Annotated in this window: 29 protein-coding genes and 1 pseudogene; 9 read left to right on the top strand and 21 right to left on the bottom strand. The window is 70.3% G+C overall.

Features of this window, described 5'->3' with window-relative positions; all coding sequences use genetic code 11:
* Window positions 1–98: 98 nt before the first annotated feature.
* Genes ACM9LD_RS16820 through ACM9LD_RS16835 form a run of 4 tightly spaced genes read right to left on the bottom strand, consistent with a single transcriptional unit; the run spans window position 99 to window position 3,923 of the window.
* A complete protein-coding gene (locus tag ACM9LD_RS16820; RefSeq protein ID WP_415677715.1) occupies window positions 99–1,337 on the bottom strand; it encodes a hypothetical protein in 1,239 nt (412 codons plus the stop codon).
* Window positions 1,334–1,522 (bottom strand): chemotaxis protein, encoded by a 189-nt coding sequence (locus ACM9LD_RS16825; protein WP_415677716.1) that lies wholly within the window; start codon window positions 1,520–1,522, stop codon window positions 1,334–1,336. The genes ACM9LD_RS16820 and ACM9LD_RS16825 overlap by 4 nt, the downstream gene beginning before the upstream one ends.
* Window positions 1,519–2,820: a vWA domain-containing protein gene (locus ACM9LD_RS16830; protein WP_415677717.1), complete on the bottom strand. Its 1,302-nt coding sequence runs from the start codon at window positions 2,818–2,820 to the stop codon at window positions 1,519–1,521. Before ACM9LD_RS16830 ends, ACM9LD_RS16825 begins: the two co-directional genes overlap by 4 nt.
* The gene (locus ACM9LD_RS16835; RefSeq protein ID WP_415677844.1) at window positions 2,817–3,923 is read right to left on the bottom strand and encodes an AAA family ATPase; all 1,107 of its coding nucleotides are present in this window, start codon (window positions 3,921–3,923) and stop codon (window positions 2,817–2,819) included. Before ACM9LD_RS16835 ends, ACM9LD_RS16830 begins: the two co-directional genes overlap by 4 nt.
* Before the next feature lie 288 nt (window positions 3,924–4,211).
* Here ACM9LD_RS16835 and ACM9LD_RS16840 point away from each other — a divergent pair, with 288 nt between their 5' ends.
* Window positions 4,212–4,763 (top strand): 3'-5' exonuclease, encoded by a 552-nt coding sequence (locus tag ACM9LD_RS16840; protein ID WP_415677718.1) that lies wholly within the window; start codon window positions 4,212–4,214, stop codon window positions 4,761–4,763.
* Window positions 4,764–4,870: 107 nt separating this feature from the next.
* Window positions 4,871–5,752 carry a hypothetical protein gene (locus tag ACM9LD_RS16845; protein WP_415677719.1) on the top strand — a complete coding sequence of 294 codons (882 nt, stop codon included), beginning with the start codon at window positions 4,871–4,873 and terminating at the stop codon, window positions 5,750–5,752.
* 29 nt (window positions 5,753–5,781) lie between these two features.
* Here ACM9LD_RS16845 and ACM9LD_RS16850 read toward each other — a convergent pair whose 3' ends face one another.
* The 11 genes from ACM9LD_RS16850 to ACM9LD_RS16900 form a co-directional block, all read right to left on the bottom strand.
* A complete protein-coding gene (locus tag ACM9LD_RS16850; RefSeq protein WP_415677720.1) occupies window positions 5,782–6,624 on the bottom strand; it encodes a phosphoadenosine phosphosulfate reductase family protein in 843 nt (280 codons plus the stop codon).
* Window positions 6,614–6,952, bottom strand: coding sequence for a hypothetical protein (locus ACM9LD_RS16855; protein ID WP_415677721.1), 339 nt, complete (start codon window positions 6,950–6,952; stop codon window positions 6,614–6,616). Before ACM9LD_RS16855 ends, ACM9LD_RS16850 begins: the two co-directional genes overlap by 11 nt.
* 134 nt (window positions 6,953–7,086) lie before the next feature.
* Window positions 7,087–8,067 carry a hypothetical protein gene (locus ACM9LD_RS16860; protein ID WP_415677722.1) on the bottom strand — a complete coding sequence of 327 codons (981 nt, stop codon included), beginning with the start codon at window positions 8,065–8,067 and terminating at the stop codon, window positions 7,087–7,089.
* A gap of 18 nt (window positions 8,068–8,085) precedes the next feature.
* The gene (locus ACM9LD_RS16865; protein ID WP_415677723.1) at window positions 8,086–8,853 is read right to left on the bottom strand and encodes a hypothetical protein; all 768 of its coding nucleotides are present in this window, start codon (window positions 8,851–8,853) and stop codon (window positions 8,086–8,088) included.
* A 35-nt stretch (window positions 8,854–8,888) separates the two neighbouring features.
* Window positions 8,889–9,821 (bottom strand): hypothetical protein, encoded by a 933-nt coding sequence (locus tag ACM9LD_RS16870; RefSeq protein WP_415677724.1) that lies wholly within the window; start codon window positions 9,819–9,821, stop codon window positions 8,889–8,891.
* On the bottom strand, window positions 9,818–11,692 hold the full coding sequence (locus ACM9LD_RS16875) for a hypothetical protein (protein WP_415677725.1): 1,875 nt from the start codon (window positions 11,690–11,692) through the stop codon (window positions 9,818–9,820). The genes ACM9LD_RS16870 and ACM9LD_RS16875 overlap by 4 nt, the downstream gene beginning before the upstream one ends.
* The gene (locus ACM9LD_RS16880) at window positions 11,689–11,916 is read right to left on the bottom strand and encodes a hypothetical protein (protein ID WP_415677726.1); all 228 of its coding nucleotides are present in this window, start codon (window positions 11,914–11,916) and stop codon (window positions 11,689–11,691) included. Before ACM9LD_RS16880 ends, ACM9LD_RS16875 begins: the two co-directional genes overlap by 4 nt.
* 2 nt (window positions 11,917–11,918) lie before the next feature.
* Window positions 11,919–12,188 (bottom strand): hypothetical protein, encoded by a 270-nt coding sequence (locus tag ACM9LD_RS16885; protein WP_415677727.1) that lies wholly within the window; start codon window positions 12,186–12,188, stop codon window positions 11,919–11,921.
* Window positions 12,185–12,514, bottom strand: a complete 330-nt coding sequence (locus ACM9LD_RS16890; RefSeq protein ID WP_415677728.1) for a hypothetical protein — start codon at window positions 12,512–12,514, stop codon at window positions 12,185–12,187. Before ACM9LD_RS16890 ends, ACM9LD_RS16885 begins: the two co-directional genes overlap by 4 nt.
* Window positions 12,515–12,619: 105 nt before the next feature.
* Window positions 12,620–13,024, bottom strand: coding sequence for a helix-turn-helix domain-containing protein (locus ACM9LD_RS16895; RefSeq protein ID WP_415677729.1), 405 nt, complete (start codon window positions 13,022–13,024; stop codon window positions 12,620–12,622).
* Window positions 13,015–13,404 carry a hypothetical protein gene (locus tag ACM9LD_RS16900; RefSeq protein ID WP_415677730.1) on the bottom strand — a complete coding sequence of 130 codons (390 nt, stop codon included), beginning with the start codon at window positions 13,402–13,404 and terminating at the stop codon, window positions 13,015–13,017. The genes ACM9LD_RS16895 and ACM9LD_RS16900 overlap by 10 nt, the downstream gene beginning before the upstream one ends.
* Before the next feature lie 63 nt (window positions 13,405–13,467).
* Here ACM9LD_RS16900 and ACM9LD_RS16905 point away from each other — a divergent pair, with 63 nt between their 5' ends.
* Window positions 13,468–14,106: a hypothetical protein gene (locus tag ACM9LD_RS16905; protein ID WP_415677731.1), complete on the top strand. Its 639-nt coding sequence runs from the start codon at window positions 13,468–13,470 to the stop codon at window positions 14,104–14,106.
* Between the two features lie 17 nt (window positions 14,107–14,123).
* Here ACM9LD_RS16905 and ACM9LD_RS16910 read toward each other — a convergent pair whose 3' ends face one another.
* From ACM9LD_RS16910 to ACM9LD_RS16920, 3 genes are read right to left on the bottom strand one after another with little or no spacing between them, the layout of a single operon-like run.
* Complete coding sequence (locus ACM9LD_RS16910; protein WP_415677732.1) at window positions 14,124–14,513, bottom strand: hypothetical protein; 390 nt, start codon at window positions 14,511–14,513, stop codon at window positions 14,124–14,126.
* Window positions 14,514–14,518: 5 nt separating this feature from the next.
* Window positions 14,519–14,878 (bottom strand): hypothetical protein, encoded by a 360-nt coding sequence (locus ACM9LD_RS16915; protein WP_415677733.1) that lies wholly within the window; start codon window positions 14,876–14,878, stop codon window positions 14,519–14,521.
* A complete protein-coding gene (locus tag ACM9LD_RS16920; protein WP_415677734.1) occupies window positions 14,878–15,141 on the bottom strand; it encodes a hypothetical protein in 264 nt (87 codons plus the stop codon). Before ACM9LD_RS16920 ends, ACM9LD_RS16915 begins: the two co-directional genes overlap by 1 nt.
* Before the next feature lie 70 nt (window positions 15,142–15,211).
* On the opposite strand from ACM9LD_RS16920, the gene ACM9LD_RS16925 reads away from it, so the two are divergent.
* Window positions 15,212–16,531, top strand: coding sequence for an N-formylglutamate amidohydrolase (locus ACM9LD_RS16925; protein WP_415677735.1), 1,320 nt, complete (start codon window positions 15,212–15,214; stop codon window positions 16,529–16,531).
* A 152-nt stretch (window positions 16,532–16,683) separates the two neighbouring features.
* Here ACM9LD_RS16925 and ACM9LD_RS16930 read toward each other — a convergent pair whose 3' ends face one another.
* Window positions 16,684–17,253, bottom strand: a complete 570-nt coding sequence (locus ACM9LD_RS16930; RefSeq protein WP_415677736.1) for a MerR family transcriptional regulator — start codon at window positions 17,251–17,253, stop codon at window positions 16,684–16,686.
* Window positions 17,254–18,242: 989 nt separating this feature from the next.
* On the opposite strand from ACM9LD_RS16930, the gene ACM9LD_RS16935 reads away from it, so the two are divergent.
* The 4 genes and pseudogenes from ACM9LD_RS16935 (at window position 18,243) to ACM9LD_RS16950 (ending at window position 21,167) form a co-directional block, all read left to right on the top strand.
* Complete coding sequence (locus ACM9LD_RS16935; protein ID WP_415677737.1) at window positions 18,243–18,602, top strand: hypothetical protein; 360 nt, start codon at window positions 18,243–18,245, stop codon at window positions 18,600–18,602.
* 905 nt (window positions 18,603–19,507) lie between these two features.
* Window positions 19,508–19,577: hypothetical protein (locus ACM9LD_RS16940; protein WP_415677845.1), on the top strand; the 70-nt coding region annotated here is incomplete at its 3' end.
* Window position 19,578: 1 nt separating this feature from the next.
* A pseudogene (locus ACM9LD_RS16945) lies at window positions 19,579–20,287 on the top strand (P-loop NTPase); the annotation flags it as partial.
* Window positions 20,288–20,315: 28 nt separating this feature from the next.
* The gene (locus ACM9LD_RS16950; RefSeq protein ID WP_415677738.1) at window positions 20,316–21,167 is read left to right on the top strand and encodes a DUF5131 family protein; all 852 of its coding nucleotides are present in this window, start codon (window positions 20,316–20,318) and stop codon (window positions 21,165–21,167) included.
* A gap of 13 nt (window positions 21,168–21,180) precedes the next feature.
* On the opposite strand, the gene ACM9LD_RS16955 is transcribed toward ACM9LD_RS16950, so the two are convergent.
* Complete coding sequence (locus tag ACM9LD_RS16955; RefSeq protein ID WP_415677739.1) at window positions 21,181–21,492, bottom strand: hypothetical protein; 312 nt, start codon at window positions 21,490–21,492, stop codon at window positions 21,181–21,183.
* A 72-nt stretch (window positions 21,493–21,564) separates the two neighbouring features.
* On the opposite strand from ACM9LD_RS16955, the gene ACM9LD_RS16960 reads away from it, so the two are divergent.
* On the top strand, window positions 21,565–22,629 hold the full coding sequence (locus ACM9LD_RS16960) for a hypothetical protein (RefSeq protein ID WP_415677740.1): 1,065 nt from the start codon (window positions 21,565–21,567) through the stop codon (window positions 22,627–22,629).
* A 45-nt stretch (window positions 22,630–22,674) separates the two neighbouring features.
* Here the strand turns inward: ACM9LD_RS16960 and ACM9LD_RS16965 are convergent, their stop codons facing one another.
* Window positions 22,675–23,181 carry an isochorismatase family protein gene (locus ACM9LD_RS16965; protein ID WP_415677741.1) on the bottom strand — a complete coding sequence of 169 codons (507 nt, stop codon included), beginning with the start codon at window positions 23,179–23,181 and terminating at the stop codon, window positions 22,675–22,677.
* Window positions 23,182–23,188 lie beyond the last annotated feature (7 nt).

Below are 23,188 nucleotides of genomic sequence, written 5' to 3' on the forward strand. Positions count from 1 at the left end.
GCTCCCGCGCGCGGGGGCCGTCCGAGCGGCGGGGCGTGCCCCCGGCGCGGTCGCGGCACCGGTAGTGCTGCGCCGCAGGTTCTTCGGCATCGTGCGCATCAGGTTCCCTTTCGCATCGTCGGCCCCGCCGTGGCCGGTTCGTCATCGTCTTCGGCGGCGGCGATCAGCACATCGAGCGGCACGTCACGGCGTACCGGCTCCGGGGTTGCGCCTTGCGAGAGCCACGAGAACCGGCGCTTGTAGAGCCGCGCGAGCATCATCCGCGCCGACCGGATCGTGGACGGCGACGGCGGAGCACCGATCACCGTCACCGGCTCGCTCGCCGTCGGGCGGTAGCCGCTGCGTCCGAGACCACCGACCGTGACCACCAACGTGCCGTGCTCGACGGCGGTAGCGGTCACCGTCCCGGTGAACCGGTCCCCCGGCCCCGGCATCGGATCGAGAGGCGCACCGGCCCAGCCCACAACCTCGGACCCGACGCGCAGCCGGGTATCGAGCCGCTGCGCCGCGACCTGGACCCTGCCCTGCCCGGACGCCGCACCCACCGCGACCGTCCCGGCCAGGACGTGCCCGGTGTGCACACTGCGCGCCCGCCAGATCGGATCTTCGAGCAGCGCGGCGGCATACACGTCCGCTGCATCGCACCGCGACCGCAAGCGCTGCGCCGCCAGGCCCAGCGACTCGGGCACCTGCCACGACCGGCCCGCGTCCACCGAATCCCGGTACCGTTCCAACAGCCAATCATCATCCGCCGCAATCACGCCCAGTCCCGGCAGCACGGTACCGGCGGTGACTGCCCGCTGCCAGCGCAGCGCCGCCCGCGTGCCGCCGCCGATCCGCAGTGCCCGCCGCCACAGCGCGGCGGTGTCCTGCCCGGGAACAACACCGAGCACCCACCGCTGCCGGGTCGTCGGCAGCAGCTCGCACACCGCGCCCGATCCCGGGTGATCGGCGCGCTCGCACCACCAGCCCGCGACCGCCGAACCGGCCAGCACCGCCGCGCCCTCCCGCGCCGGGTCGGTGTGCTGGCCTGCCAACCGGGCCAGCAGCGGCAGCGTCACCGCGTCCGAAAGCACCCCGGTCGGGCCGACCGCGAGCGCATCGACCGGCCCGCCCGCCGCCGTAGCAATCGCGGCCAGACCGGCAGCGCCCACGCCCTCGTGCACCGTTCCGTCAGCGCCGATAGCCTGCACCCGCACGCCCTTCCCGGCACGGCGCGCGGTCACCGCCACCGCGCAGGGGCGCACCAGCACCGGGACATGCAGCAGCCGCGCTACCGGAGTCCCGGCGTCGGCGGCAGCGACCCGCAGGGCCGCGTCGAACAGTGCCCCGCTCACCGTGCACCCCCGGCAACCGCGAGCGCCCGCGCGGCGGCGGCGAACCCGTCGGCCAGCGCCACCGTGGTCACCGAGCCGTCCGGGCGGGCAGCGGCACCGCGCACCGTCGCCGCCGTCCACCCGCTGCCCGCGAGCGCGCCGTCGAGCCATTCATCGAACGCGGCCCGCGCCGCCTTCGCGGTCATGCGGCCCACCGCCCACCGGCAGCAGTGGGAGCCGGGGTCACGCGCACCGTCTTGGCCCAGTCCGGGGCGGAATCGACCGCATGCTTGCCGATCAGCGCCACGATCAGCGGCACCGGCAGCCGGTGCGCAGGCCACGGGGTACCCCCGTCGGTGAGCACCACGATCACGTCGGCGGCGGGCCGCGCGGCCAGCGCCGCGTCGATCCCGACCCGCATGTCGGTGCCGCCGCCGCCGATCACCTGCACGTCCCGGATCGACCGCACCGGGCGCGGCGCGGTCGCCCCGGCATCGCAGCAGGTGACCCGCACCAGGTTCACCGACGCCTGCCGCAGTACCGCCGCCGCCTCGGACAGCGCCGCCGCCACGTCGCCGTCACCCATCGACCCGGACGTGTCCACGATCAGGTCTACGGTCAGCTTCGGCGCGCGCATCGACGGCAGCAGCAGACCGCGCGGCGCGCGCCGGTTCGGGCGGGTGAACGAGTGCTTGACCTGCCCCGCCATGTCCGCCACGCTGCGCCGCACCGTCGCCCGCAACACCCGCTGCCAGGGGATCACGGGCGGGGTCAGTGCAGCCGTCGCCCACCGCGCGATCCCCGCCGGTACCGTGCCCCGATCCGTGCCGCCGCGCATCGCGGCTTCTTGCACCGCCCGCGCCACCGTTACGCGTACCAACTCGCCCGCCGCGCTGGACAATCCGGCACCGCTTCCCAAGTCAGCAGCTTCGGGCAGTTCCCCGGCCAGCGGCGCGTCCCCAGCACCGGAGCCGCACCCCGCACCGGCACCGTCCCCGGTGCCCGCCGCGCCGCTCTGTGCCGGGTCGCCGCGCTGTTCGGGCGGTACCGAGCCGACCAGCTCCCGGTAGTAGACCTCGGCGGCGTGCCCCGCCTCGCATCCGAGCGACTGCGGGGTCACGCATCCTTCGGGCAGGCCCAGTCCCGCCGCCAGCAGGTCGTCATTGATTTCGGCGTCACCGGCCAGATTCCACAGCAGCCGGGAGACCGGGGCGTCGAGTCCGTCCACCCGCACGCCGTGCTCGCGCAGCAGGTGCCCTACCTCATGCAGCAGCACCGCCCCGGCCTCGGGGATCGACCACGCCCCGCCCTCTTCCAGCAGCGCCGGATCGACGTAGAGCCGCCAATACCGGTCCACCGCAAACGTTGCCAGCCCGGGGTAGGCCACCGGCACCATCGCGAACACGGCGGACGCGAAATACGGCATCTGCTCGACGGCGTTCATCCGCGCCAGGCGCAGCCGCCGCCACTCCGCGCCGGTCAGCGCCCGCAGCTCGCCACTCACGCCGCCGCCTCCGTGTCGAGACCGGCAGCGATCAGCACGTCACGGAACTTCCGCGCCGCCGCAGGAACTTTCGCCTTCGGGGGGCGCGAGACGGCCAGCGACCGCGCCGCCGCACCGGCCACGTCGGGCGCACCGCCCGTGGCAGCAGCCACCAGAGGCCCCCACGCCTCGATCCACGCCGACTGGCTCCCCTGGCCCGCCGCCCACGCGGTCACCGCCGACAGCACCGCCCACACCTGATCCGGGCGGGCACCCTCCCAGTCCATCACCGACGGGTCCGCGAGCACGTCCAGCACCGGCGGCAGGTCCAGCGCTGCGCGCCACTCGACGTACTCGCTGCCCGTACCGTCGCCCACCAGACCGAACACGGCGGTCTGCACCGCAGCCGCATCGTCGGGCCGCAGCCGCGCGAGCACCTGCGCCGTGGCCCTCCACGACCGCCGCGAGGGCCACGCACGCCCCGCATCGACCTCGTTGTCCGGGAGCCGGTGCAACAGCTCCGGGCGGGCCTCGATGAACGCCGTCACCAAGCCGACTTCCTCCGCGATCCGAGCCGGGTCCGCAGAGACCGCCCGCGACGCCGGGGTCACGAACCCGCCGCGCATACCGGTAAGCCACTCGGCGGCGGTCGGTTCGAAATCAATGTGCAGGAACCTATTTGCCATGGGCGCGGCCAACTCCACACCACCCGCAGACCGGTCGGGCGGATTCATCGCCGCCACGATCCGCACCGCATCGGGCAACGGTGCCGAGCCTGCCACCCGCTCCAACGCCACCGTCAGCATCGCCGCTTGCGTTGCCGCACTTGCCGTATTCAGCTCATCGAGCAGCAGGTAGCCGCCGTTCGCCGCGATCAGCGGCCCCGCCCAATCCGGCACGCTGCGCGTCACCACGCCGGTGTCGTGATTCATCCACGGCCAGCCGCCCACCTCGACCGGATCGCGCTGCGACCCGATCAGCACCTGCATCGGCACCTGATCGGCCTGCGCCAGCGCCGTCACCAACGAGGTCTTACCGAAGCCGGGATCGGAGACCAGCAGCGCCGAAACCTGCGCCCTGCCCGCCGCATCCAACACCGTCACCGACGTACCAAGATCAGCCATGTCATCCTCCATCCAGAGACCGAACACCCCACCCCGACAACCGGGATAAGGACCAGGCTCGACTACCGAACCCATAGCCCCAGTATAGCGACCACGACCGACAAATAACGCTGTCCACCAGCACTATTCGATACTCGACCACCCACCGAAAGCACCGCATTTTCCACCCTCCCCACCCACGGCGGGTTGGGAGGGTGGAAGACAATCGGAGAAGTCTTTGCCGGTGCCCGCCCGGCGCGGCCGGCGCGCGGCCTGGACTTGTCGGTGCGCTCGCATATCGTCGACGCCATGAACACCACCTGGCCCCGACGCGGCGCTGCACCCAGCGCCTGGGCGCAGCGCATGCTCACGCCGAAGACCGCGGTGATCCTCGACTTCGAGACGTGCAGCTTCGACGGCGCCGTGTGCGAGGTCGCCGTCATCGCCGCCGATACCGGCCAGATCCTCCTCGACACCTTGATCAACCCGTGCGCACCGATCTCCGGCGAAGCCCAGCGCGTGCACGGCATCAGCGACGCTGACACCGCCGGCGCGCCCACCTTCCCGCAGCTGCTCCCCCACCTCGAGCGCGTATGCCGCGGCCGCGTCTGCATCACGTACAACGCCGCCTTCGATCACGGGCGCGTCGTCTTCGAGGCCGACCGCTGGCGCCTGCACACCCCGCTGACCGACTACGAGCGGTGGGACTGCGCCATGGTCGAGCGATCCACCTGGCTCGGCCTGCGCTGGCGGTACCGCCGCCTCGGCGGCACCCACCGAGCGCTCGGCGACGTCCAGGCGACCCGCGCCCTGCTCCTGGACATGGCCGGGCCGGCGATCGCCGAGAGCGCCGCGGCGTAGGGCGGCCATCCGCCGGCCTGGCGTAGCCGCGCCGCACACCCCGCCGCGGGGCACCTCGTGCGATGGTGCGCCGGCCTGAGCGCACCGTCGACCCCTATGGAGGCCACATGTCCACCACCGATCGCCCCAGCTACGCCCGCACCGGCGACTGGCAGGCCCGCACCGCGCACTGGAGGCCCCTCACCAGCTGGGCCGCCGGCGACCAGCCCTGGGAGGAAGCGCCGGAGACGGTCCACGGCCTGCTGGGTGTCGAGCCCCAGGACCGCTACGACCACCTCGAGCTGCTCCACCTCGCGCTGCTCGCGGTGTCCCTCGACCGCCGGCGCCTCGAGGCCGAGTTCGCCGCCCGCGCGCCGCTGGACCCGCAGCGCGACGACATCGACGCCGCCGAGCTCGCGCGCTACCAGGCGGACCTGACGTTCAACTCGCTCGGCTCCGCCGACCACCTGCACCTGTTCGAGGCGGCCCTCGCCGCGAAGATCACCGCCTGCGGCGACGAGGACCTGCGCGAGGGCCTGCGCTGGATGCCGGAGCGACCGGGGATCGAGCAGACGCCCCGCGCTCGCGCCGTCGCCTGGTCGGCCGCGCTGCGCTTCGGGCTGCTCTCGCAGGACCTGGCGCTCCTTCTCGACCTGCCGCCGGTGATCACCTTCCGGCGGTTCCTTCTCGCCAGCGCGGGCCGCACAGCGCGCCCCAACGCCGTCGCCTGCTACAACGAGCCCTGGCGCGCCGGCAGCACCAGAGCGCTCCAGCGCCAGAACACCCACGGCGATCTGGTCTTCGAACTCACCGTGCCGCCGTCGGCGATCGTCACCATCGCCCATGCCGAACCGCGCCGGGACCAGGTACGCCGGCATCCCGCGCGCGAGACCGGCGAGGCCGGCCACCCTCTGGTCGCGGCCATCGCCCCGATCGACGTCGAGCACGTCCTAGCCGGTGAGTACCTGCGCGAGCTGCCGGCGCCGCAGTGGAGGCCGATCACGCTCTAGTCCGGCCTTCTAAGTATCGTTCTGAGCGGTCAGGTCCACTCCCGCAGGCGCGGCAGCACCTCGGCGAGCCGGTCGAAGAGCGTCGGCCAGCCCTTCTGCAGCCAGGCCATCTCGCCGTGCGCGAGATGCCCGGCATCGAGGATCGAGTCCACCCGGATCCGGCCGACGGGCGCGCCGACCGCCTCAAGCTTGCGGTAGAGCGGGTTGGGCTCGATCCCGCGGCCGCGCAAGTACTCGAAGACCTGCGGGGTGCTCCAGTCCCAGATCGGCCCGTACGTCACAGTTCCGTCGAGGCGCTCGACGGTGCCACCGAAGCGCGCCCGGACCTCGGCACGAGTGAGCTCCGGGTGCGCGCGCCCCGCGGCGGCGAGCGCCGTGCGATACAGGTGCGCCCGGCCCGCCGGCTCCTCTGCGGACCGCACGCCCCACATCGAGCCGTTACCGAACTGTTCGTGCGCGCGGCGGGCCGGCTCTGTGATCAGGATGTCTCCGGGCTTCCCGATGAACGGCTGGTCGGGGCTGTCATGGTTGAAACCTCCGCCCGCCGCGAGCATGGTCAGCAGGTCCGGCTCCGCCTTGATGCGGTGCAGGTTCAGTTGCCACCGGTCGGTCAACTGCCGGATGTACGAGATCGTCTCGGGGAACAGCAGGCCCGAGTCGTACACCACGACCGGAATGTGCGGGTCGACCTGCCGGGCGAGGTCGACCACGGCGGTCGAATCCTTCCCTCCGCTCCATGCGACGAACCCGTCGTGCTCGTCGAGGTGCTGCGCGATCCGCTCGAGCTGCGCAGCACCCCAGCCGGCCTTCAGGCGTTGCCGGCCGCGGATCCCGCGCAGCTGGTCCAGGTCCAGCCCCGGGTCACGACTCACGCGCGAGGGCGCGGTTGTCGATCAGCTCGAACGAACCTGTCGCGTCGGGGAAGATCTGCTCGAGCCACGGGGTGATCAGGGCGGCGGCCGCGGGGCCGGCGAGCAGGTCCTCGGCGGTGGTGGTGCCGTCCCACCACCGGTAGTGCTCCTCCCAGGGGAACTTGATCCCGAACTCGGCCGCCGCCGGGTCGACGGTCGCCGCCAGTGCCAGCACTGTGCCGACCACTTCCCACCAGCTGTCGCCCTCGATCACGATGTTCCCGTCTGCGGTGCGGCGCCGGCGGTATCGCTGGGGCAGCGGCAGCACCGCCAGGCACGGCTCACTCATGTCGGGCCGGTCGACTCCGTGTTCCGAGGTGGCCCCGGTGAGTGCGATCGAGGCGCTACGCCCCATCGAGTTCGGGCGCATCAGCACCGGCTCCTGAAAGCGGTTCGGGTGGACTACCCAGCGATCCTCGGACATCAGTTCGTCCCTTCGTCAAACAGATTCGGTTGCGGTGTATCGCCCCATGGGTCATCGGAGCGGGCGGCGCCCTCGTGGATGGGCTTACGCTCGCGGGCTTGGACGACCATCCGGCGCCCGACCTGGACGCCGGAGAAGACCGGCGCCTGTGCTGCCTTGCCGAACTCGATGTCCATGCCGCGGGGCAACAGATGGGTCGAGTCGGCGATCGTGTCGGAGCGGCCCAGGTAGAGGCCGCGGTTGGTGACCATCTCGACGATCACGTAGCGCCCGTCATCATTGCCGGGCAGCTCAGCAGGGTCGTGGGCGGCGAGCGTGAACTGGTCCAGCGTCGCCCGCTCCCCCTCCCGCATCGTCGCCGGCAGGTCCTTCTTGTTCAGGATCGGGTCGATGGTGCGGGGCATCCGGACCGCGAAGTAGACGACGTGGTCGCGGTCGTTCTCGCGCTCGTAGGACTGGATCGCTCGATCGAGACGCTGCACCTCGCGGCGGTCGTCCGGCTCGAGGTCCTGGACGTTGCCGTGCGCGCCGTGCAGCTGAGCCTGAATGCTGCGCCACCTGGTGGGGTCCTCGTCACCGAGGAGCTTCTCGATGGCCTCCGTCTGCTTGATCGGGGCCTTGGCCATGACGCGGTTCTTCGCTGCAGAGCGGATCTTGCGCTGCCGGCCGCTGATCCCCAGACGGAACGCCGTGGGGTCCTCAGGGAGTTCTCGCCGCAGCCGGCTCGACATCTCCTCCACCGTGGGCGCGGCGTCGCGTGGGGTGGCGCGGTCGCGGTCCCGGGTGGCGCGGGTGAGGGTCTGGTCGTCATCGCGGGCGAGGTCGGCGAGCTCGTTGTGCACCCGGGCAACGGTGGCTTCGTCGAGCAGCTCCCGGCTGACCTCGGCGGCTGCCTTGAGGTCGCGGGCCGCGGGCACGACGCCGCCCTCGATGTCGATGACGCGCGCCCGGTTCGGGCGGACGCTGGATTTGGGAACCACGGTAGCGCCTTCCTCGGTTCAGTCCTCCCGGTGCCGGCGTGGATCGCTGACCCATGCCGCCCGGGCCTCGGGGTCGCCGGCCAGAAGCTCACCAGCGACCGTGTGATGTGTGATCAGCGGTATCCGCGATCCCGGGTCGATCAGTTCGAGATCGGCGTCGGTCTGGGCGAACAGGACCGCGCCGTGATCGCCGATCTTCGCGGCGAGCATCGCGCGGTGGGCGCTCGCTGCCTCTTCGATCTCGGCGAGGCGCTCGAGGTGCTCAGGGAACATCACCAGGTCGGGTTTGCCGGCCAGCCAGCGCTGCAGGACGCGGTAGTGGACGCCGATCGTGGCGTGGGCCGCGCTGCCGCTGATCCCCAGCGCGCTGAGCCGCACGAGCAGCGCCGACTTCTCCACGCGGGTGGACTCTCCTGCGTCGGTCAGGCCGTGCACCAACACCGTCGCTGCCGGGTTCTGCTGCGCGGCCCGGGCGGCCATCGCACGGTGAACGGAGGCGACCGGGAAGCCGGCGTGTTCCGCGACGTCGGCGTCGCTGCGAAAGGTGATGATCTCGCCGGTCTCGAGGGACTGGGTGAGGAGGCCGTCGGCGATCCGTGTCGCACGGCGCTCGAGCTTGGCGATCTGGCGCACCGCGGCCTCGATCTGCTCTGGGTGCCCGGCGCCGCGCTCCCACCGGGCGATGAGCGCTGGGGGGATGTCGAGCAGCCGCGGGAGGACGGCGAGGTCGAGTAGGCCGATCGCGGTGCGCCTGGCCTGCAGGTCGGCGCCGGTGTAGGCCTTCACCGTTTCGACGGTAGGCGAGGTGTCGGTTGCACGCATCACTCTCCTCCTCCCTCGAAGTAGAAGTCGATGCGTTCGATCGACTCGACCCGCATGTGGTTGTTCTCGTTGTACTCATGGTCGTGAGCGCCCTGCATGTACCGCTCGGTCAGAGCACGCTCAATCAGCTCCTGCACCTTGGCGGTGTCATCTTCGCGCACCGCGAACAGCAGCGCATCGACATCTTCCTCCGGCCACCCGACGGTCGTCATATCGATAGTGCGAAACCGGGCCGGGTATTCGTTGCCGTCGTCGACGACGGCGAACATCCCCGTGACTCGGAACTTCGGTGCCGGCGGGGCCGGTTTCGGTGCGGCGGGGTGTCCCTTTGTTGCCCTCGGCGGCGTCTTCGCCGCGGCCTGCTTCTTCGGTGCGACGGCGTGCCGTCGCGCGGCGGTCACGACCCGATGCTTGTGCATCGTCGTCTTGGCCTCCTTGCTGAACGACTTCGTCTCCCCGGTCATCCAGCGCTGCACGGACCGCTTCTTGCGTCCGAGCTTGGACGCGGCCTCGTCGACGCCGCCGAGCTCCTTGACCGCAGCACGCCGATACACCAGTTCCTCGACGCTCGGCCGGGGCTTGCCATCGTCGGGCGCAGGGACGACGCGGGCGGGGATCTGTCCGCGCTGCCGCCACCGACGGAGGGTGCGGTCTCTGCGCTTTGTACCGCCGGCGGCGACGATGGCGGCGTTGATCTCCTCGTCCGTGAGCGATCGCAGGGCGCGCCGAACGTCGTCGGCGTGGCGTTCCTTCAGCTCGGCGTCGCTGAGCCCCTCGCCGGTGACCCGCCGGTAGCCGAGCGTGTCTTCGAGACTGTTCTGCAGCTCGCCGGCGACTGCTGTGTCGCTGATCTGCCGGCCGGGGCCCCGCTGGCCGCTGTCGACTGGCTTGGGGAGAGGCTTGCGCTTCTTGCCTCGGGCCATGCGGCTCACGAATTCACCTCCAGCTCAGGCTCTTCCTCGTCGTCATCGTCGGCGGCGGGCTTGGGGAGGATCAGTGCGAGGGCCTCGGACACCTCGCGCGAGGTCGTCGCGTTCAGCAGGGCCGCGATGTGCTCGGAGTCCATGTCGGCGGTGCGGGCGTAGCGCTTGACCACGAAGGCGCCGGTCCTTCCCGATGCCCGCAGGGGTTCCGGGTGATCCAGTCGGGTGGCCCAGGTTTCGCCCCACAGGATCTCGTCGTCGTAGAAGGGGTAGAACCAGCTGTCGGTGTCGGTGTAGAGGGGCCAGCGGCCGTACTCGGCTCCGAGGCGGGCGGCCCAGCGGCGGCCGCGGTTGCGGGCGTGCGCGATGATCGAGGCCCGCAGGATCGGCTGGTGGTGGTGTCGCTTGGGCTCGAAATCCCAGTTCCTCTGGTACTTCTGTCGGCCGATGTAGCCGCGGTAGATGGACTTGATGTAGTCCTCCATCGCGACATCCCTGGTCTCGACGGCGGTCTTCCGGGCCTTCGCCAGACGCTTCTGCCAGCCCATGAGCATGCGCGTCTCGTGCTCCCAGACGTGCGCCGCCTCGAGGCCGAGCTCGTCGAGATCCAGACCGGCGCCGCCGAGGTCTACAGGCTCGCGCAGCAGATCCAGGCTGGGGCCGGTGACCCAGGTAGTGACGGGCTCGTCGTCCCGCATCCGCGGGTGCGGCCAGGGGAGGTAGGCACCGCCCGCGCCGGGATCCTCGCTGTCGAGGTCGCGCACGCGCGCGTCCGGGATGCCCTTGGTGATCACCAGCTCCCGTCCTGCAGGGAGGGTCACCTGGTAGAGCCCGGCCGGGGCGGCCTTGTCCTCGCGGTCGAGGACCGCGGCGACGGCGGCGTCTCCTTCGAGGAAGAACTGCTTGCCGTAGCCGACGTTGACCGCGCCGGCGCTGGCGAGGAACGAGGCAGTCTGGTCGATCTCCAAGATCCCATCGACGTCGCCGCGGCCGGCGGTCCCGAGCATCGAGATCGGCACGTAGTTGATCGTCCACTTCTGCGTCGGTTCCGGCTCCGCGTCCGCCTCGGCCATGCCGCGCAGGACCGGCAGCGGCGTGGGCTGGCCGATGATGTCATCGCGGCGCTTCTTGCGGGCGATCTCCATGTCCAGCACGGTCGCACCCGTCGACGAGGGCACCTGGCTGGGCAGTGTCGCGAGATGTTCGATGCTCCAGGCCAGGCGGCGGGTCAGTTCAACACGGGCGTCTGTGTCGTCGTCCGGAAGCTCCGAACCGGCCTTCCCGGCCACTCCGACGATGCCGTACTCCATCCGTTCGTCGTCGGCGATTGGCAGCCACGCCATGGCGTCGATGACCAGGTTGATGCGGTACCACTGCATCTTCGCGACCTGCCGCTTGAGCTGGATGTAGTAGCCCGGGCGGCCGAGGATCTCCCACCCCGATCCGAGGAACGGATCCAAGGTTGCGGTGACCTGCTCGGCGAACTCCGTACGCGTCCGATCGACGAACGCGGCGTCGGTCTCGGCATCGCCCTGTTCCCGGTCGTTCCACCATCCCAGTCGTGTGAGCAGTTCCTCGCCCATGACCCAGACCTGCGGGGGCTCACCGACGAACTTCTTGCGCTCCTTGCCCTTCTCGTCGACGTAGTCGGTGAACCACCCTGTCGGCTGCAGGTACTTCGCGTCGAAGATCCGGTTGACGTAGTTGGCGAGCTCCCCGACGCTCTGCACGGGCGGCCCGGCCTTGCGGTCGCTCCACCACACGCCGTCAGGGGCGACGAGCATGATGTGCGGGCGGGCGGCAGCAAGCATCCGCTCCGCGTCCGCGGCGGCCCTCGCGGCTGCGGCTTCGAACTCATCCGCGTCGAAATCGGCCGTCACTTCGCACCTCCCGTCGTTGTCGCCGGCGCCGAGCAGGTCTGGCTCACCCCAGGCAGCACACACGTCTCGGCGGTCGTGCCGACGCCGAAGGTGCCCGCGGCCGCGATCAGCGCGATGGTGATGACCTTGGTCAACAGGCGCGTCAAGAACTTGATCGCGGCAGAGATCGCCGAGATCACGACCACGATGATGACGCCGGCGATGGCGAGCTGGGTGGGATCCACGGCTACGGCTCCTGTCCTGCTGAGATGGTCTCGTCGTAGGCAGTCTGACGCACCGCACCGACATTGCCCTTCTCCGGCGCTCCGTGCACCTCGTTGAGCACGTCCAGGTGCTTGATGAGCACCTTCGGATCAGCGCCGACGGGAATGCTCACCAGGGCGAGGTTGGGCGGAAAGTCGATGCGTGCACTGGTCGCGGTGAGCAGCGCGGCGAGGGCGCGATTGGTGCGCGCGTTGCGCGCCCCCACGAGGCGCAGCTCGACGGGGCGGCTCATCGCGCATCAGCTCCGGCACGGGTAGCGATGAGGTCGTCGAGGACGGAGCGCGCCGTCGCTGCCCAGGTGCGGATCCAGGGAACGGCGACCGCCGCTGCGGCGAGCTCGCGCAACCAGAAGGTCAGGAGGGACTCGAGGTCGTCGGGCAGATCCGTCTCGTCGGAGATGAGGACCGAGTCGCTGTAGATGTGGCTCGCTGCGGCCACGGAGAGCTTGTAACGGGGGCAGATGCGGTCCGTGTCAGGGTCGGGGCCGATGCCCTCGTAGGTGACGCTGATCGTCGCGCCGGCGGCGACTTCGCTGACGGAGTCGATGGTGCTGTTCATCGTGGAGCTCCTCGGGGTGAGGTGGACCGCGGCGACTTCCGCCACGATTGTGGAATTATTCTATGCCGACCGCGGGGAGTGACGCAAGCACATCCTCCAGGTACCTCAGGGTTCCGCGATGCGCACGCGCACACCACCTCGGTCGAGCTGCGCAGCCACACGCGCGAGGATCAGGTCGTACAGGGCAACAGGGAGCGCGGCGTGATCGGTCCGCGCCTGCGGGAACTCGGCAGCGAACTGCTCCGCGGTCAACCGCTGCAGGACGATCGGCTCCGCCCGCTCAGCGGCGACACCGAGGGATATCTGGTACTGCCGCAGCACCCACTCCTCGACCGCCCGAACCTTGCCGATCAGCTCCGCGGTGACGGGCCGGCTGCCGTTCTCGGCAGCGGAGAGGTTGCCCTGGGACTTGCCGACGAGGTCAGCGAGCTCGCGTGTGGTCAGCCCGAGGGCGCGACGGCGCAGTCGTAGGTCGGTCGCCGTGTAGACGCCGGCTTCGCTCATGGCCATCGAGACCCGTTGTCGGAGTAGTCGGACGGGTCAAGATCCCATGCTTGTGCGCTGGGCCCGAATCCGTCGAGCACGTGGTCGTGTTCGCAGCCCGGGCAACGGAACGCCACGAGCATCGCATCTGGAGCGCGCGGTGGCCGGCGCTCGCTCGCGCTCATGCCATGCCAGATCAGCCCTCGGTTGGACAGCGGAGCGGCCGTGCTGCGGCACACCGTGCAGCGAATCGGCGAGCGGGGCGGCGGGCACATCGCGACCGCCTCGAGCTCGCACTGCCAGCCCTGCCAGAGGACGAGCTCACCGTCCCAGCGGGGCGGGAGGTCGTTCTCGCGGAGCTGCAACTGGCCCTCGTCGGGCTTGCGCACTGACACCTTCACCTCCACGTCTCCACCTCATGCGCGCGCAGCCGCGCGACGGAATCATTCTATGTCGAATACCGTGGTCGCATGCGCGATGATCCTGCAGCTGCCGCCTGGCGCGCAGCCGGACGCCCCGCCCTGCCTGGCGTGCCTCTGCGAGTCGACGCCGAGCCGTGCGCTCGTTGCGGCGATGCCGGCGAGACGGCGCGGTCGGCAGTGATCGTCAGCGAGCAGTTCACCGGCTTCGATCAATGGCCCTACGGGATGCGGCGGCTGTGCACGCCGTGCGCGTGGGCGCACACCGCAGCGGCGCCGACCGCACGGACCGTCGGCATGATCACCCCGACCGAGACCCGCTGGCTCAGCACCAACGCCGCCCTCGCGGGCGAGCTCACCGCCGGCCCTCTCCCGGCGACCGCCGCCGCGGTGCTGTCGGTGTCGCGCCAGCAGTACGTCCTCCCCCACGCCGAGTGGGGACGCCTGACCTGCGATCGGCTGAGCATCGACTGGACCGCCGACCAGGCGCGCCGCCTCGAAGGTGCAGCGTGGCTGCGCGAGCTCGGATTTAGCTGGGCCGCCCTGGGGCGGCGTCAACCACCGCATCCGGGCCTTCGCCAGCACCCGCCGGCACTGTGGATGGAGATCGGCCGTGTGTGGCATGACCTTGCGCCCTGGCGGCCTCTTCCGTCGCTGTGGGGTGCGGCGAGGCTACTCACCGCGACCTAAGCGGCGAGGACGCGCGGCTACACCACGTCGTCGGCGCGGCAGAGCTGGTCGGTGGCTACGCGCAGGTGCGCGATCCGCAGCACCTCGTCGACGGTGCTATCGAGCCCTCGAACCAGGGCGTCGAGGATCAGGACCGTGCAGGCGGTCTGGCCCCGTTCGACGGCGTGCAGAAGCTCGGCGTCGATCGCGGCGCTCAGGGCGGCGTCGTCGACGGCGATGCCGGCGCGAGTTCGGATGCTGGCGATCGCCGCGCCGATCGCCGCGTCGGTGAGCGGCAGTGCGGCGATCGGCTGGAAACCGCCTCCCGTGCTGCGGTCTTCGGTGAGCTCGCTCGCGGCACGGGTCCGCCGGGCGATCCGGAGGTCACTGACCGCCCAGCGGGCGCGGGCGGCGGCGCGGCGGATCATCTGGTTCAGACGGCGGCAGGCAGGGACTGGACCCACTGCTGGAGCTTGCGGACCTCGGGCGGGAGTTCGGCGTCGGTGACCACGCTGTCGTCGGTGATGCCGAGCGCGGCGTAGTCGATGTCGTCGTCCTGGATCTCGCTGACGGTCACCTCGGCAGCAGCCATGCCTGCGATGGCGAGGACCGCTTCGGCGAACAGGTGGGCGCGGGCCGGGGTCGGAGCGTCTACGGGCACCACGATCGTGGGCGAGACGGGATCCTCGAGCAGCGCGGCGTTCGGCATCAGGTCCAGGGCGGCACGCAGCGGCCCGAACTGCCCGTCGGGCACCGCAGGCATTCGCAGCTCCACGCTGTACAGCGTCGGCATCAGCGTGCTCCCTTCTTCTTCGTGTGCCCCTTGTGGGGGACCTGTAGGCCCAGTCTACGGAGTTGGGCAATGGAGTTGCGATCTCCGCGCACGTCGGACGGCGTCTTGGCGAACGAGACGGGCGGGGCGAGGCGACCTGTGGCCGGGTTGATCATCCCGGCCGGTGGCACCAGCTGAGGGTGCCCGTCGGCGGTCTCGCCGTAGGTCCAGCCCTGGGCTTCGGCCAGTTCGACGATGGTGCGGAGGCGCTTCGGCGTGCTCATGAGGATCACTGTATGAGCACCCACTGACAAGTTTTGCACACTTACCCGTCGATAGCGATAGGATCGTGCGGTGAGTTCGTTGGGAGATGCCGCCTACGCCGCCACGGCCGACCGCGCGGCCACCCAGTGGGGACTGTTCACCACCCGCGACGCCGAGCGCGCCGGCGCCGACGCGATGATGCTGCGCCGCTGGCAACGCCGCGGCGCGATCATCCGACGCGCGCAGGGCCTCTACCGCATCGCCGGCGTACCCGTCGATCCGACGCTCGACCCGTTGCGCGCCGCGTGGCTGACCATCGCCGCCCGCCACGGAGGCGACACCACCGCCGTCGTCATCTCGCATCTGTCCGCCGCAGTCGCGCACGGCCTCCTACCCGCCGCGCCGGGTGAACCGGTCGACGTGAGCGTCAACCGGCCTCATCGCACGCGCTCGACCGGTATCGCGCTGCACCACGCGCCGACCCTGACCGCGGACGCCGTCACCGCGATCAACGGACTTCCCGTCACCAGCATCGCTCGCACCGTCGCGGACCTTCGGCGCGCCGGCCTCCCTGCCGATCGCCTCGACGCGATCGCCCGCGCCGCGGTGGAGCTGGGCCGCTCCCCCGGCCCGAGCATCGTCGCGAACTCCTCGTCGCCGGTGATCGTGCACGTGCCACACGCCGGCACCCACATCCCGCCGGCGGTCCGGCGCGATCTGCTGCTCGACGATCACGACCTGGCCGCCGAGCTCGAGGAGGCCACGGACTGGGCCACCGACCGCATCGCCCGCGGCGCGGCCTCCCGGGCGCTCTCCGCTCCGTCGCTGGTGCTCAATCCGTTCTCCCGCCTCGTGATCGATCCGGAGCGGTTCCCCGATGCTGATCCGGCTGACCAGGTTGGGCGAGGCGCCGTCTACACCCGCACCTGCCGCGGCTTCCCCTTGCGTGCACCGAGCGCCGAGCACCGCCAGGCGCTCCTCGCCGAGTACTTCACCCCGCACGCTGCGGCCATGCATGAGCTCGTCACAGCGGCGCTGGCGGAGCACGGCCACGCCGTCGTGCTTGACCTGCACTCGTATCCGCTGACTCCGTCAGGGTTCGAGGAACCTGCAGCGTCGCGGCCGCAGGTCTGCCTCGGGACCGATGACTTCCACACGCCGCCCGCGCTGACGGCCGCGGCCCGCGGGTTGTTCAGCGACGCTGGGTACTCCGTCGAGATCAATACCCCGTACGCGGGCTGCTACATCCCGCTTGAGCACTACCGGGCCGCCGATCGCCGCGTCACAGGCCTGATGATTGAGATCCGCCGCGATGTCTATCGCCCTGGCGGAGAGCTCGACAGCCCAGCCGTCGACCGCTTGGGCGAGCTGGTGGCCGAGCTGGTGACGATGGCCGCTACGCCCCCGTGAGCCTCTGCTCTTCCCTCCACCCGACGACGAAGGGCGGGCACCCCTGTGTGGGATACCCGCCCTTGAGCGCCGCAGCTGTGAGCCCGAGATCTCTGGCCGCAACACGCGGGTGTGAGCACCGAAGCTCTGCCCGCACCGGCGAGAGTACTCCGCTATCCGGCGGTGCGGAGCTTACGTTCGCGGTGCGCCTGCAGCTCGTCACGCACCACCGGACCGGAGGTGGCGCCGACGGGCTGTCCGGGCAGCTGGAGGAGCTGCGCGTCGGTGTCGGCGACGAGGGATCGCAGCGTGAGGCCGAAGACTCCCTGGCCGCCGTTGAGGAGGTCGACGATCTCTTCGGCGGTGTGGACGAGATACACGGTCGTGCCGTCGCTGAACAGGGACGCCGCAGCGAGGTCATCGACGCCGAGAGTGGCGAGCTGCCCGACGATCGTGCGGATGTTCTGCAGGCTCAGCCCGGTGTCGAGGAACCGCTTGACCGTCTTGATGACGATGATGTCGCGGTACGAGTAGAACCGCTTGCTCCCGGAGCCGGCGGCGGCTTGCAGGCTCGGCTCAGCCAGCCGGGTACGGGCCCAGTAGTCGAGCTGGCGGTAGGTGATGCCTGCGAGCTGGCAGACCTGGGGGCCAGTCCAGCCGTCCCCTGCGGTCGCCGGAGCGGTGCGTTCGGGGAAGGCCTCGGGCTCGACGTCGTCGAATCCGAGTTGCAGCTGCTCGTCCATGCGCGGGGCCTATCAGTCGGGTGTGGAGGCTTCTCACCGATGGCAGTGTCGAAGTCACACACGCGGAATTACCTGGATCGAATTCTACCGGTCGAGAGCGTGGTGACAAAGTCCACCTCGGCGCCGACGGTAACCCGCCGCCCCGCGCAAACCGCCCGACGGTGCACGGGCTGACGCACCGCGGTGCACGAGCGCTCGCCAGCCCCAGCGCCGCCGCGTTCGAGGCGAGTTTTTCGCGCACAAAAACCTTGCGAAATTGGAGTTTTTCGCGCACAATAACTTGCATGAAGGAGCAGCGCACCGAGATCGATGCACCCCACGCAACCCCGTGCGCGGCGTGCCCGTGGCTCACCGCGAACCATCGGCGACCGCACCCGCAGGGCTACTACACCGATGCCAACCGCCGGTTCCTGTGGAACGGATTGCGGACCGGCGAAGCCGAAGGCATGACTTGCCATCCCACTGACCCGGAGAACCAGCCCGTCAAGGACTCCCAGCGAACCCGCGAGTGCGCAGGCGCGGTCATTCTGACGCAGCGCGAACTGGCCGCCTTCGAAGCGGGCCGCGTCCCTCGCGGAGTACCGCAGGGGACGCAAGCTGGCCATGACCCGCGACGGTCTGATCAACACGGCAATGGCGCCGCTGCCGCGACTCGTGGGCGGGCGTGGCCTCGCCAGGCACCGTGCTCGACATGAACGCCGACGTGTCACTCGGTCAGGGCCTCCGGCCCGAATAGGCCCCACCACTCAACGAAAGCACGAACCTCCAATGAGCATCCACCACGAGGTAACGGTCCACTGCGACACGTGCGGCTTCTGGGAGTACGGCAACGCTCAAACCACCCGGCAGCGTCGGCGCGCCGGTTGGACCATCTGGCAAGACGAGTACTTCTCCTGGCGTCACACGTGTCCCAATTGCGCTGCTGCGCCGTCGAATCAGCCCGACACCTCCTCAGTCGCCTCGGATCATCCGGAAGGGGTTTGATCACCATGACGAAGGCAACCAACTCCACCGACACCCCCGTCAGCGCCGGACTGGCCAGGCTCGAGGAGCTGCTCCCGGACCGCGTCGGCATCGACCCCGAGCTGACGCGGATCGTGCGCGGTCTGCGACTGCTCGAGCGCGCCTCCGGCATGGCTGCGGCCGATGCGCTCGAGCAGCTCGCGCGAACGGCGAGCGCCGACGCGACCGCCGCGGCCGTGGCGCTGATGCCGAACAGGGAGCTGGCCGAGGCGGTGAATGCGGAGATGGCTGCGCACCCGGACGGCTCGGCGTACGCGACGCTGCTGATCGACGAGTACGAGCGGCGCGACCCGAGTGAGCTGCTGGCGCTGGGGATGCAGGGCTGATGCCGTCGAACGTCTCCACGCCGATCTGGGCCTGCGATCTGTGCGGGGCCCAGCACGGTGAGCGGCTTGACCTCGCGGAGCTCTGCGAGTCGGTGCCGCTGCCGGAAGTGCTGCCGGCGGGGACGCCGTTCCTCACCGCGTGGGCGGGGCGGTTCGAGTTGGCCAGGTTGTCCGCGACCGGCCGGATCGAGACCGACATCAGATGGGGCAGGACGACTCCGGGGCACCACCGCCAGTACCAGTACCAGGGGCCTCGCGACCGAATCGACGTCAGTGGCCGGGATCTCTTGCCGGGGCTGCCGGGGTTCCTGCAGACCTTCCTGAACAGCGATGGAGCTGCCAGTGGTGGAGGTCGGCCGCGGATCGACGGTGCTGCGGGCCAGCGACTGGATCGTACGGAGTTGTACCGGGCTTTCGGGCTCGGGGCGGACGGTTCGCGGATCCGCAGTGTCCGGCCGGATTGGCGGCCGTCGTCGAGCGTTGACTACCGCTACATGGCGGGCGCGCAGGCGCGACCGATCACCCCTGAGGTGAGGCGAGTGTTCGAGCTCCTCGCGGTTGGATTGGAGTCGCCCCGTGCGTACTACGGGCAGCGGCACGCGCTCGTCGAGCGCGGGCGCATCGACATGCTCCTGGCTGCGACCAGGGGGTGCGGCCCACGGGCGAAAGGGATGCTGGACACTCTGTCGCCGGACGCGCTCGACGCGGAGGTGGAGGACCTGCAGCGGCGGTGGTTCGCCGGTGAGCAGGTCGTGGCACCGGAGCCGCGGTTGGTGGCGGGCGTGACGATGACGGCGTCGCGGCTGTCGAAGGACGCGAAGGCGGCGGTGGCCGCCACTGGAGTGCAGTGGCCGGCGCGGACCTCCGCGAGCGAGTACGCCCGACTGTTGTTGAAGGAGACCTTGATGGAGACCCAGCATGCCCGGCAGAGGGCGTTCGGCACGGCGCGGATCGTCGCGGTCGGCGGAGGGAAGGNCGGGGTGGGGAAGTCGACCACCGCGGCGGCGTTGGCCGTGGCGCTCGCCGGCGCCGGGCGGCGGGTGCTGCTGCTGGACTTCGATTTCGAGAGCCCGAGTCTGCGGGTCATGTTCGGGCTGCCGGCGACGGTGCCGATCTCGGAGGACATGAGCGCGATCGTGCCGCACGAGGTGCTGCCCGGCCTGCGGGTGTTCAGCCATGACGGTGTCGCCCCCGGGTTGCTGCCGGCGCGGTGGAGCGATGCCGTGGTCGAGGATTGGGTGCGGTTCCTGGGGGAGACGATCGACGCGTCGCAGACGGATGTGGTGGTGCTGGATCTGCCCGCCGGGCACGGTGCCGCGGAGGAGCAGGTCTTCGGATTCAACTCGGTCGCGCAGGCGGATGTGTTCGTGGCGGTCGGGTCGGCGGATCCGCTGACGATGCCGCCGTTAGAGCGCAGTCTCAAGATGCCGATGCATGAGCGACGCGCGCGGATCGTGGTAGAGAACCTCGGCCGGGTCGTCGGTGTCGACGCGTCCGGTACGACGGTGGAGGTCCGCCCGCACGGCCCGGTCGACGTGGTGGAGGCGCTCGCGGCGCGGCAGCACGCTGTGTTCGGTGGTTCGCTGCCGTACGCGCGGGGGTGGCGCGAGCTCGCCGACAGCGATGAGATGCAGGCCCTGGCCCGGATGGTGAGCTCACCGACCGCCGGCGCCACCGACAAGTAGGTAGCGATCCCCCAGCAAGGAGAGGGCAATGGGCGATAGGTCCGGCATCGAGTGGACCGATGCGACGTGGAACCCGGTGACCGGGTGCACGAAAGTCTCACCAGGATGCGATCACTGCTACGCCGAGACGATCGCCGTCAGGTACGGCGCGCCGGCGTACCCCAATGGCTTCGACGTCACGCTCCGCGAGCACAAGCTGGACCAGCCGATGCGGTGGCGCCGGCCGCGCATGGTGTTCGTCAACAGTATGAGCGACTTGTTCCACGCCGACATTCATGACGACTACATCGCGAAAGTTTTTGCCGTCATGGCCATTTCGGAGCAACATACTTTTCAAATCCTAACCAAGAGGCACTCTCGGATGCGCTCGCTGCTCAACAGCGACTTCCGCGACCAGGTGGCCGAGGAGATCACCGACATGATGCGCGCGGCGAAACCGCCTGCCCGGCGGTGGCCGGTCCGGTTCGACCGCACCACCACCGACGGCGTGAATGTGTGGGGCCCGGCGGAGTGGCCATTGCCCAATGTGTGGCTCGGCGTCAGCACGGAGGACCAGAAGTGGGCCGAGATCCGGATCGACGCCTTGGCTGAGACGCCGGCCGCAATACGATTCATCTCCGGCGAGCCTCTGCTCGGGAGAATCGTCCTCGCCGCCGAACACCTGGCGGCGCTCGATTGGGTGATCGTCGGCGGAGAGAGCGGCGCCAACGCTCGCCCGATGGATCCCGATTGGGCACGCTCCCTGCGTGACCAGTGCACCGCCGCCGGGATCCCGTTCTTGTTCAAGCAGTGGTCCGGCTGGCAGCCGAAGAGGCTCGGCCGCGAGCTGGACGGCCGAACCTGGGACGAGAGGCCGCCGCTGTACGTCCCCGCGGCGTAGCGCAGTGAGCTGCTCAGGTGCCGCTATCGGCTGGCACCGCGGCGATCGCGTCTGCGGTGACCCAGAGGCGCATCGGGAACTCCCGCTGCGCGAGGATGGGCCTGATTTCTACGTGCGCCATCCAGGAGCCGTCGACGAGCCGGATCCAGCCGAGGACAGTGCCCGGCATGTCGTGTTGCAGCCGCAGGCCGTTGGCCTTGACGAACAAGGTGACACGATCCGCACGCCAGCTGCCGCCGAATCCGAGGCGAGGGAACACAGCGGTCGTGGACACCAGGCACGGCTTCGGAGGGCTGCATCGTCGCCACACCGCCGGATCGAACATATGAGCTAGTCTATGTGTTGCGTGTGACCTAACCAACGCCAGGCGACATGTGTCGTATCGTGACGTTCAACTATGCACCCGCATGAACCGATCACCGCGAGCGACGTCCTCGACTTGGTCCGCGCCGTCGAGGATCCCGCTCGCACGCGGGCGATCGTGATCGTCTCCGCCTGCCACCGAGGTGAGCGCCTCTACGGGCTTTCGCCGGCGCGAGTGGCGAGGGCTGTGGGTGACCGCGCGCAGGTGTGGCTCTTGCCCAGCGCTGCACACAACGAGCAGTTCGCCGACGCCTGGCCCGCCGAACGGCGTGGCGATCGCGCGACCTTCGGAGGCGCGCTGCGAGTGATCGGCGCGACGGATTGGACCGCGGTAGTCCGAACAGATATCCGCTCCGAGGGCGAGGTCATCTCCCGGATCGTGCGTGGTCTCCGCGAACGCGACGTCCCGCCGGCCTCCCCCGCTGTCGTTGTCCAATCGCCACCGCGTGAGGCGGCGGCCACACTGCGGCCGCCCGCGGGCACCGTCACCCCTGCGCTACGGTCTGAGACCGCGCCCCCCGCCAACACCCCACGGCCCGCAGAGCCCGCTCTGGCGCCCAACTTCTCTCGTCATACTGCAGCGCTGGTCGCATGCCTGCGCCAGGCCCTCGATGCGGAGCGTCAGCGGTCGGACGAGCTCGCTGAGCGTGTCGCTGAGCTCGAGGCGACGAGCACCCCTTGCCCGGTCTACGCGGATCCGGAGAGGCAGCTACGACACGAGATCAACCTGGCATGGCTCGGCCACCTGCCTGAGGAGCAGCGAGAGCAGTGGCCGCTCCGGCAGTACGTGATCGGCCCGAACTTGCTGCCGTTGGACATCGATCTGGCGGGGCATGACCGGATTCTCGCCGTCATCGTCGACGTGCTCACCCGCCGCGCGTACACCTTGCCGACTCGGGCCGTGCATCCTCATCTGGAGCGACGCGGAGGCCGGCCTGTGGTGCGCAGTGACGGTGCGGCCGCCTACCGGGCGAGCGTCAAGAGCCGAGCGCACGGTGCCGCCCGCCTGCTGTGGTGGGAGCTTGTGGACGGGCGGGTCGAGCTGGCCCAGGTCGGGCATCACGACGATGCGCTGCGCGGTGCCCGCGTCGCGAGTTGACCAGGTTGCGCGCGGCCACCGACCGAGCGTGCTGTGCGGTCTCGCTCAGCGACTCTTGGTAGCGAGGTCGGCAGAGCGCACCAGGCGGCTCTGGCCGACGATGCGGCGCAGCACCTGCAGGCCGGCGGTGTGCGCGGAGGGCCCGCCGGATGAGGCGCACAGGTCGGTGACGACGTGGACGTCGGTGCCGTGGTCGAAGAGTGCGGTCGCGATCGCCTGTACGCACACGTCGGTGTCGAGCCCGGCGAGGTACACGGGGCCGCCGGGCTGAAGGTGCCCGGTGAGGTCGGCGCTGTAGGTGTCCTTGTCAATCACGGTGTCGACGCGTGCGGCGATCAGGGGGTGGAGTGCCGTGTCGTCCTCGCTACTGGCTCCGGCCCAGCCCATGAGCGTGCTGCAGGGCGCCGTCGGGTGGTTGCGGTAGCGGGTGGCCAGGCAGCGCGCAGCGGGCTGGGTGTCGAGGAAGCTGGCGATCCGTGCGGGCAGGTCAGCGGGGACCTTCGCGGTGAGGAAAGCCACCTGGGCATCCACGACGACGATCTGCGGGGGCACTGGCGTG

The organism is Tsukamurella hominis, assembly GCF_965137015.1.
GTDB classification, from domain to species: Bacteria; Actinomycetota; Actinomycetes; order Mycobacteriales; family Mycobacteriaceae; genus Tsukamurella; species Tsukamurella hominis.

What these genes read in the sequence shown, in the direction of transcription:
- ACM9LD_RS16825 (WP_415677716.1), bottom strand. Translation starts at nt 1,522, where the DNA reads ATGACCGCGAAGGCGGCGCGGGCCGCGTTCGATGAATGGCTCGACGGC.
- ACM9LD_RS16835 (WP_415677844.1), bottom strand. Translation starts at nt 3,923, where the DNA reads ATGGCTGATCTTGGTACGTCGGTGACGGTGTTGGATGCGGCGGGCAGG.
- ACM9LD_RS16840 (WP_415677718.1), top strand. Translation starts at nt 4,212, where the DNA reads ATGAACACCACCTGGCCCCGACGCGGCGCTGCACCCAGCGCCTGGGCG.
- ACM9LD_RS16845 (WP_415677719.1), top strand. Translation starts at nt 4,871, where the DNA reads ATGTCCACCACCGATCGCCCCAGCTACGCCCGCACCGGCGACTGGCAG.
- ACM9LD_RS16855 (WP_415677721.1), bottom strand. Translation starts at nt 6,952, where the DNA reads ATGAGTGAGCCGTGCCTGGCGGTGCTGCCGCTGCCCCAGCGATACCGC.
- ACM9LD_RS16885 (WP_415677727.1), bottom strand. Translation starts at nt 12,188, where the DNA reads ATGAGCCGCCCCGTCGAGCTGCGCCTCGTGGGGGCGCGCAACGCGCGC.
- ACM9LD_RS16890 (WP_415677728.1), bottom strand. Translation starts at nt 12,514, where the DNA reads ATGAACAGCACCATCGACTCCGTCAGCGAAGTCGCCGCCGGCGCGACG.
- ACM9LD_RS16895 (WP_415677729.1), bottom strand. Translation starts at nt 13,024, where the DNA reads ATGGCCATGAGCGAAGCCGGCGTCTACACGGCGACCGACCTACGACTG.
- ACM9LD_RS16905 (WP_415677731.1), top strand. Translation starts at nt 13,468, where the DNA reads ATGCGCGATGATCCTGCAGCTGCCGCCTGGCGCGCAGCCGGACGCCCC.
- ACM9LD_RS16910 (WP_415677732.1), bottom strand. Translation starts at nt 14,513, where the DNA reads ATGATCCGCCGCGCCGCCGCCCGCGCCCGCTGGGCGGTCAGTGACCTC.
- ACM9LD_RS16915 (WP_415677733.1), bottom strand. Translation starts at nt 14,878, where the DNA reads ATGCCGACGCTGTACAGCGTGGAGCTGCGAATGCCTGCGGTGCCCGAC.
- ACM9LD_RS16920 (WP_415677734.1), bottom strand. Translation starts at nt 15,141, where the DNA reads ATGAGCACGCCGAAGCGCCTCCGCACCATCGTCGAACTGGCCGAAGCC.
- ACM9LD_RS16930 (WP_415677736.1), bottom strand. Translation starts at nt 17,253, where the DNA reads ATGGACGAGCAGCTGCAACTCGGATTCGACGACGTCGAGCCCGAGGCC.
- ACM9LD_RS16935 (WP_415677737.1), top strand. Translation starts at nt 18,243, where the DNA reads ATGACGAAGGCAACCAACTCCACCGACACCCCCGTCAGCGCCGGACTG.
- ACM9LD_RS16950 (WP_415677738.1), top strand. Translation starts at nt 20,316, where the DNA reads ATGGGCGATAGGTCCGGCATCGAGTGGACCGATGCGACGTGGAACCCG.
- ACM9LD_RS16955 (WP_415677739.1), bottom strand. Translation starts at nt 21,492, where the DNA reads ATGTTCGATCCGGCGGTGTGGCGACGATGCAGCCCTCCGAAGCCGTGC.
- ACM9LD_RS16960 (WP_415677740.1), top strand. Translation starts at nt 21,565, where the DNA reads ATGCACCCGCATGAACCGATCACCGCGAGCGACGTCCTCGACTTGGTC.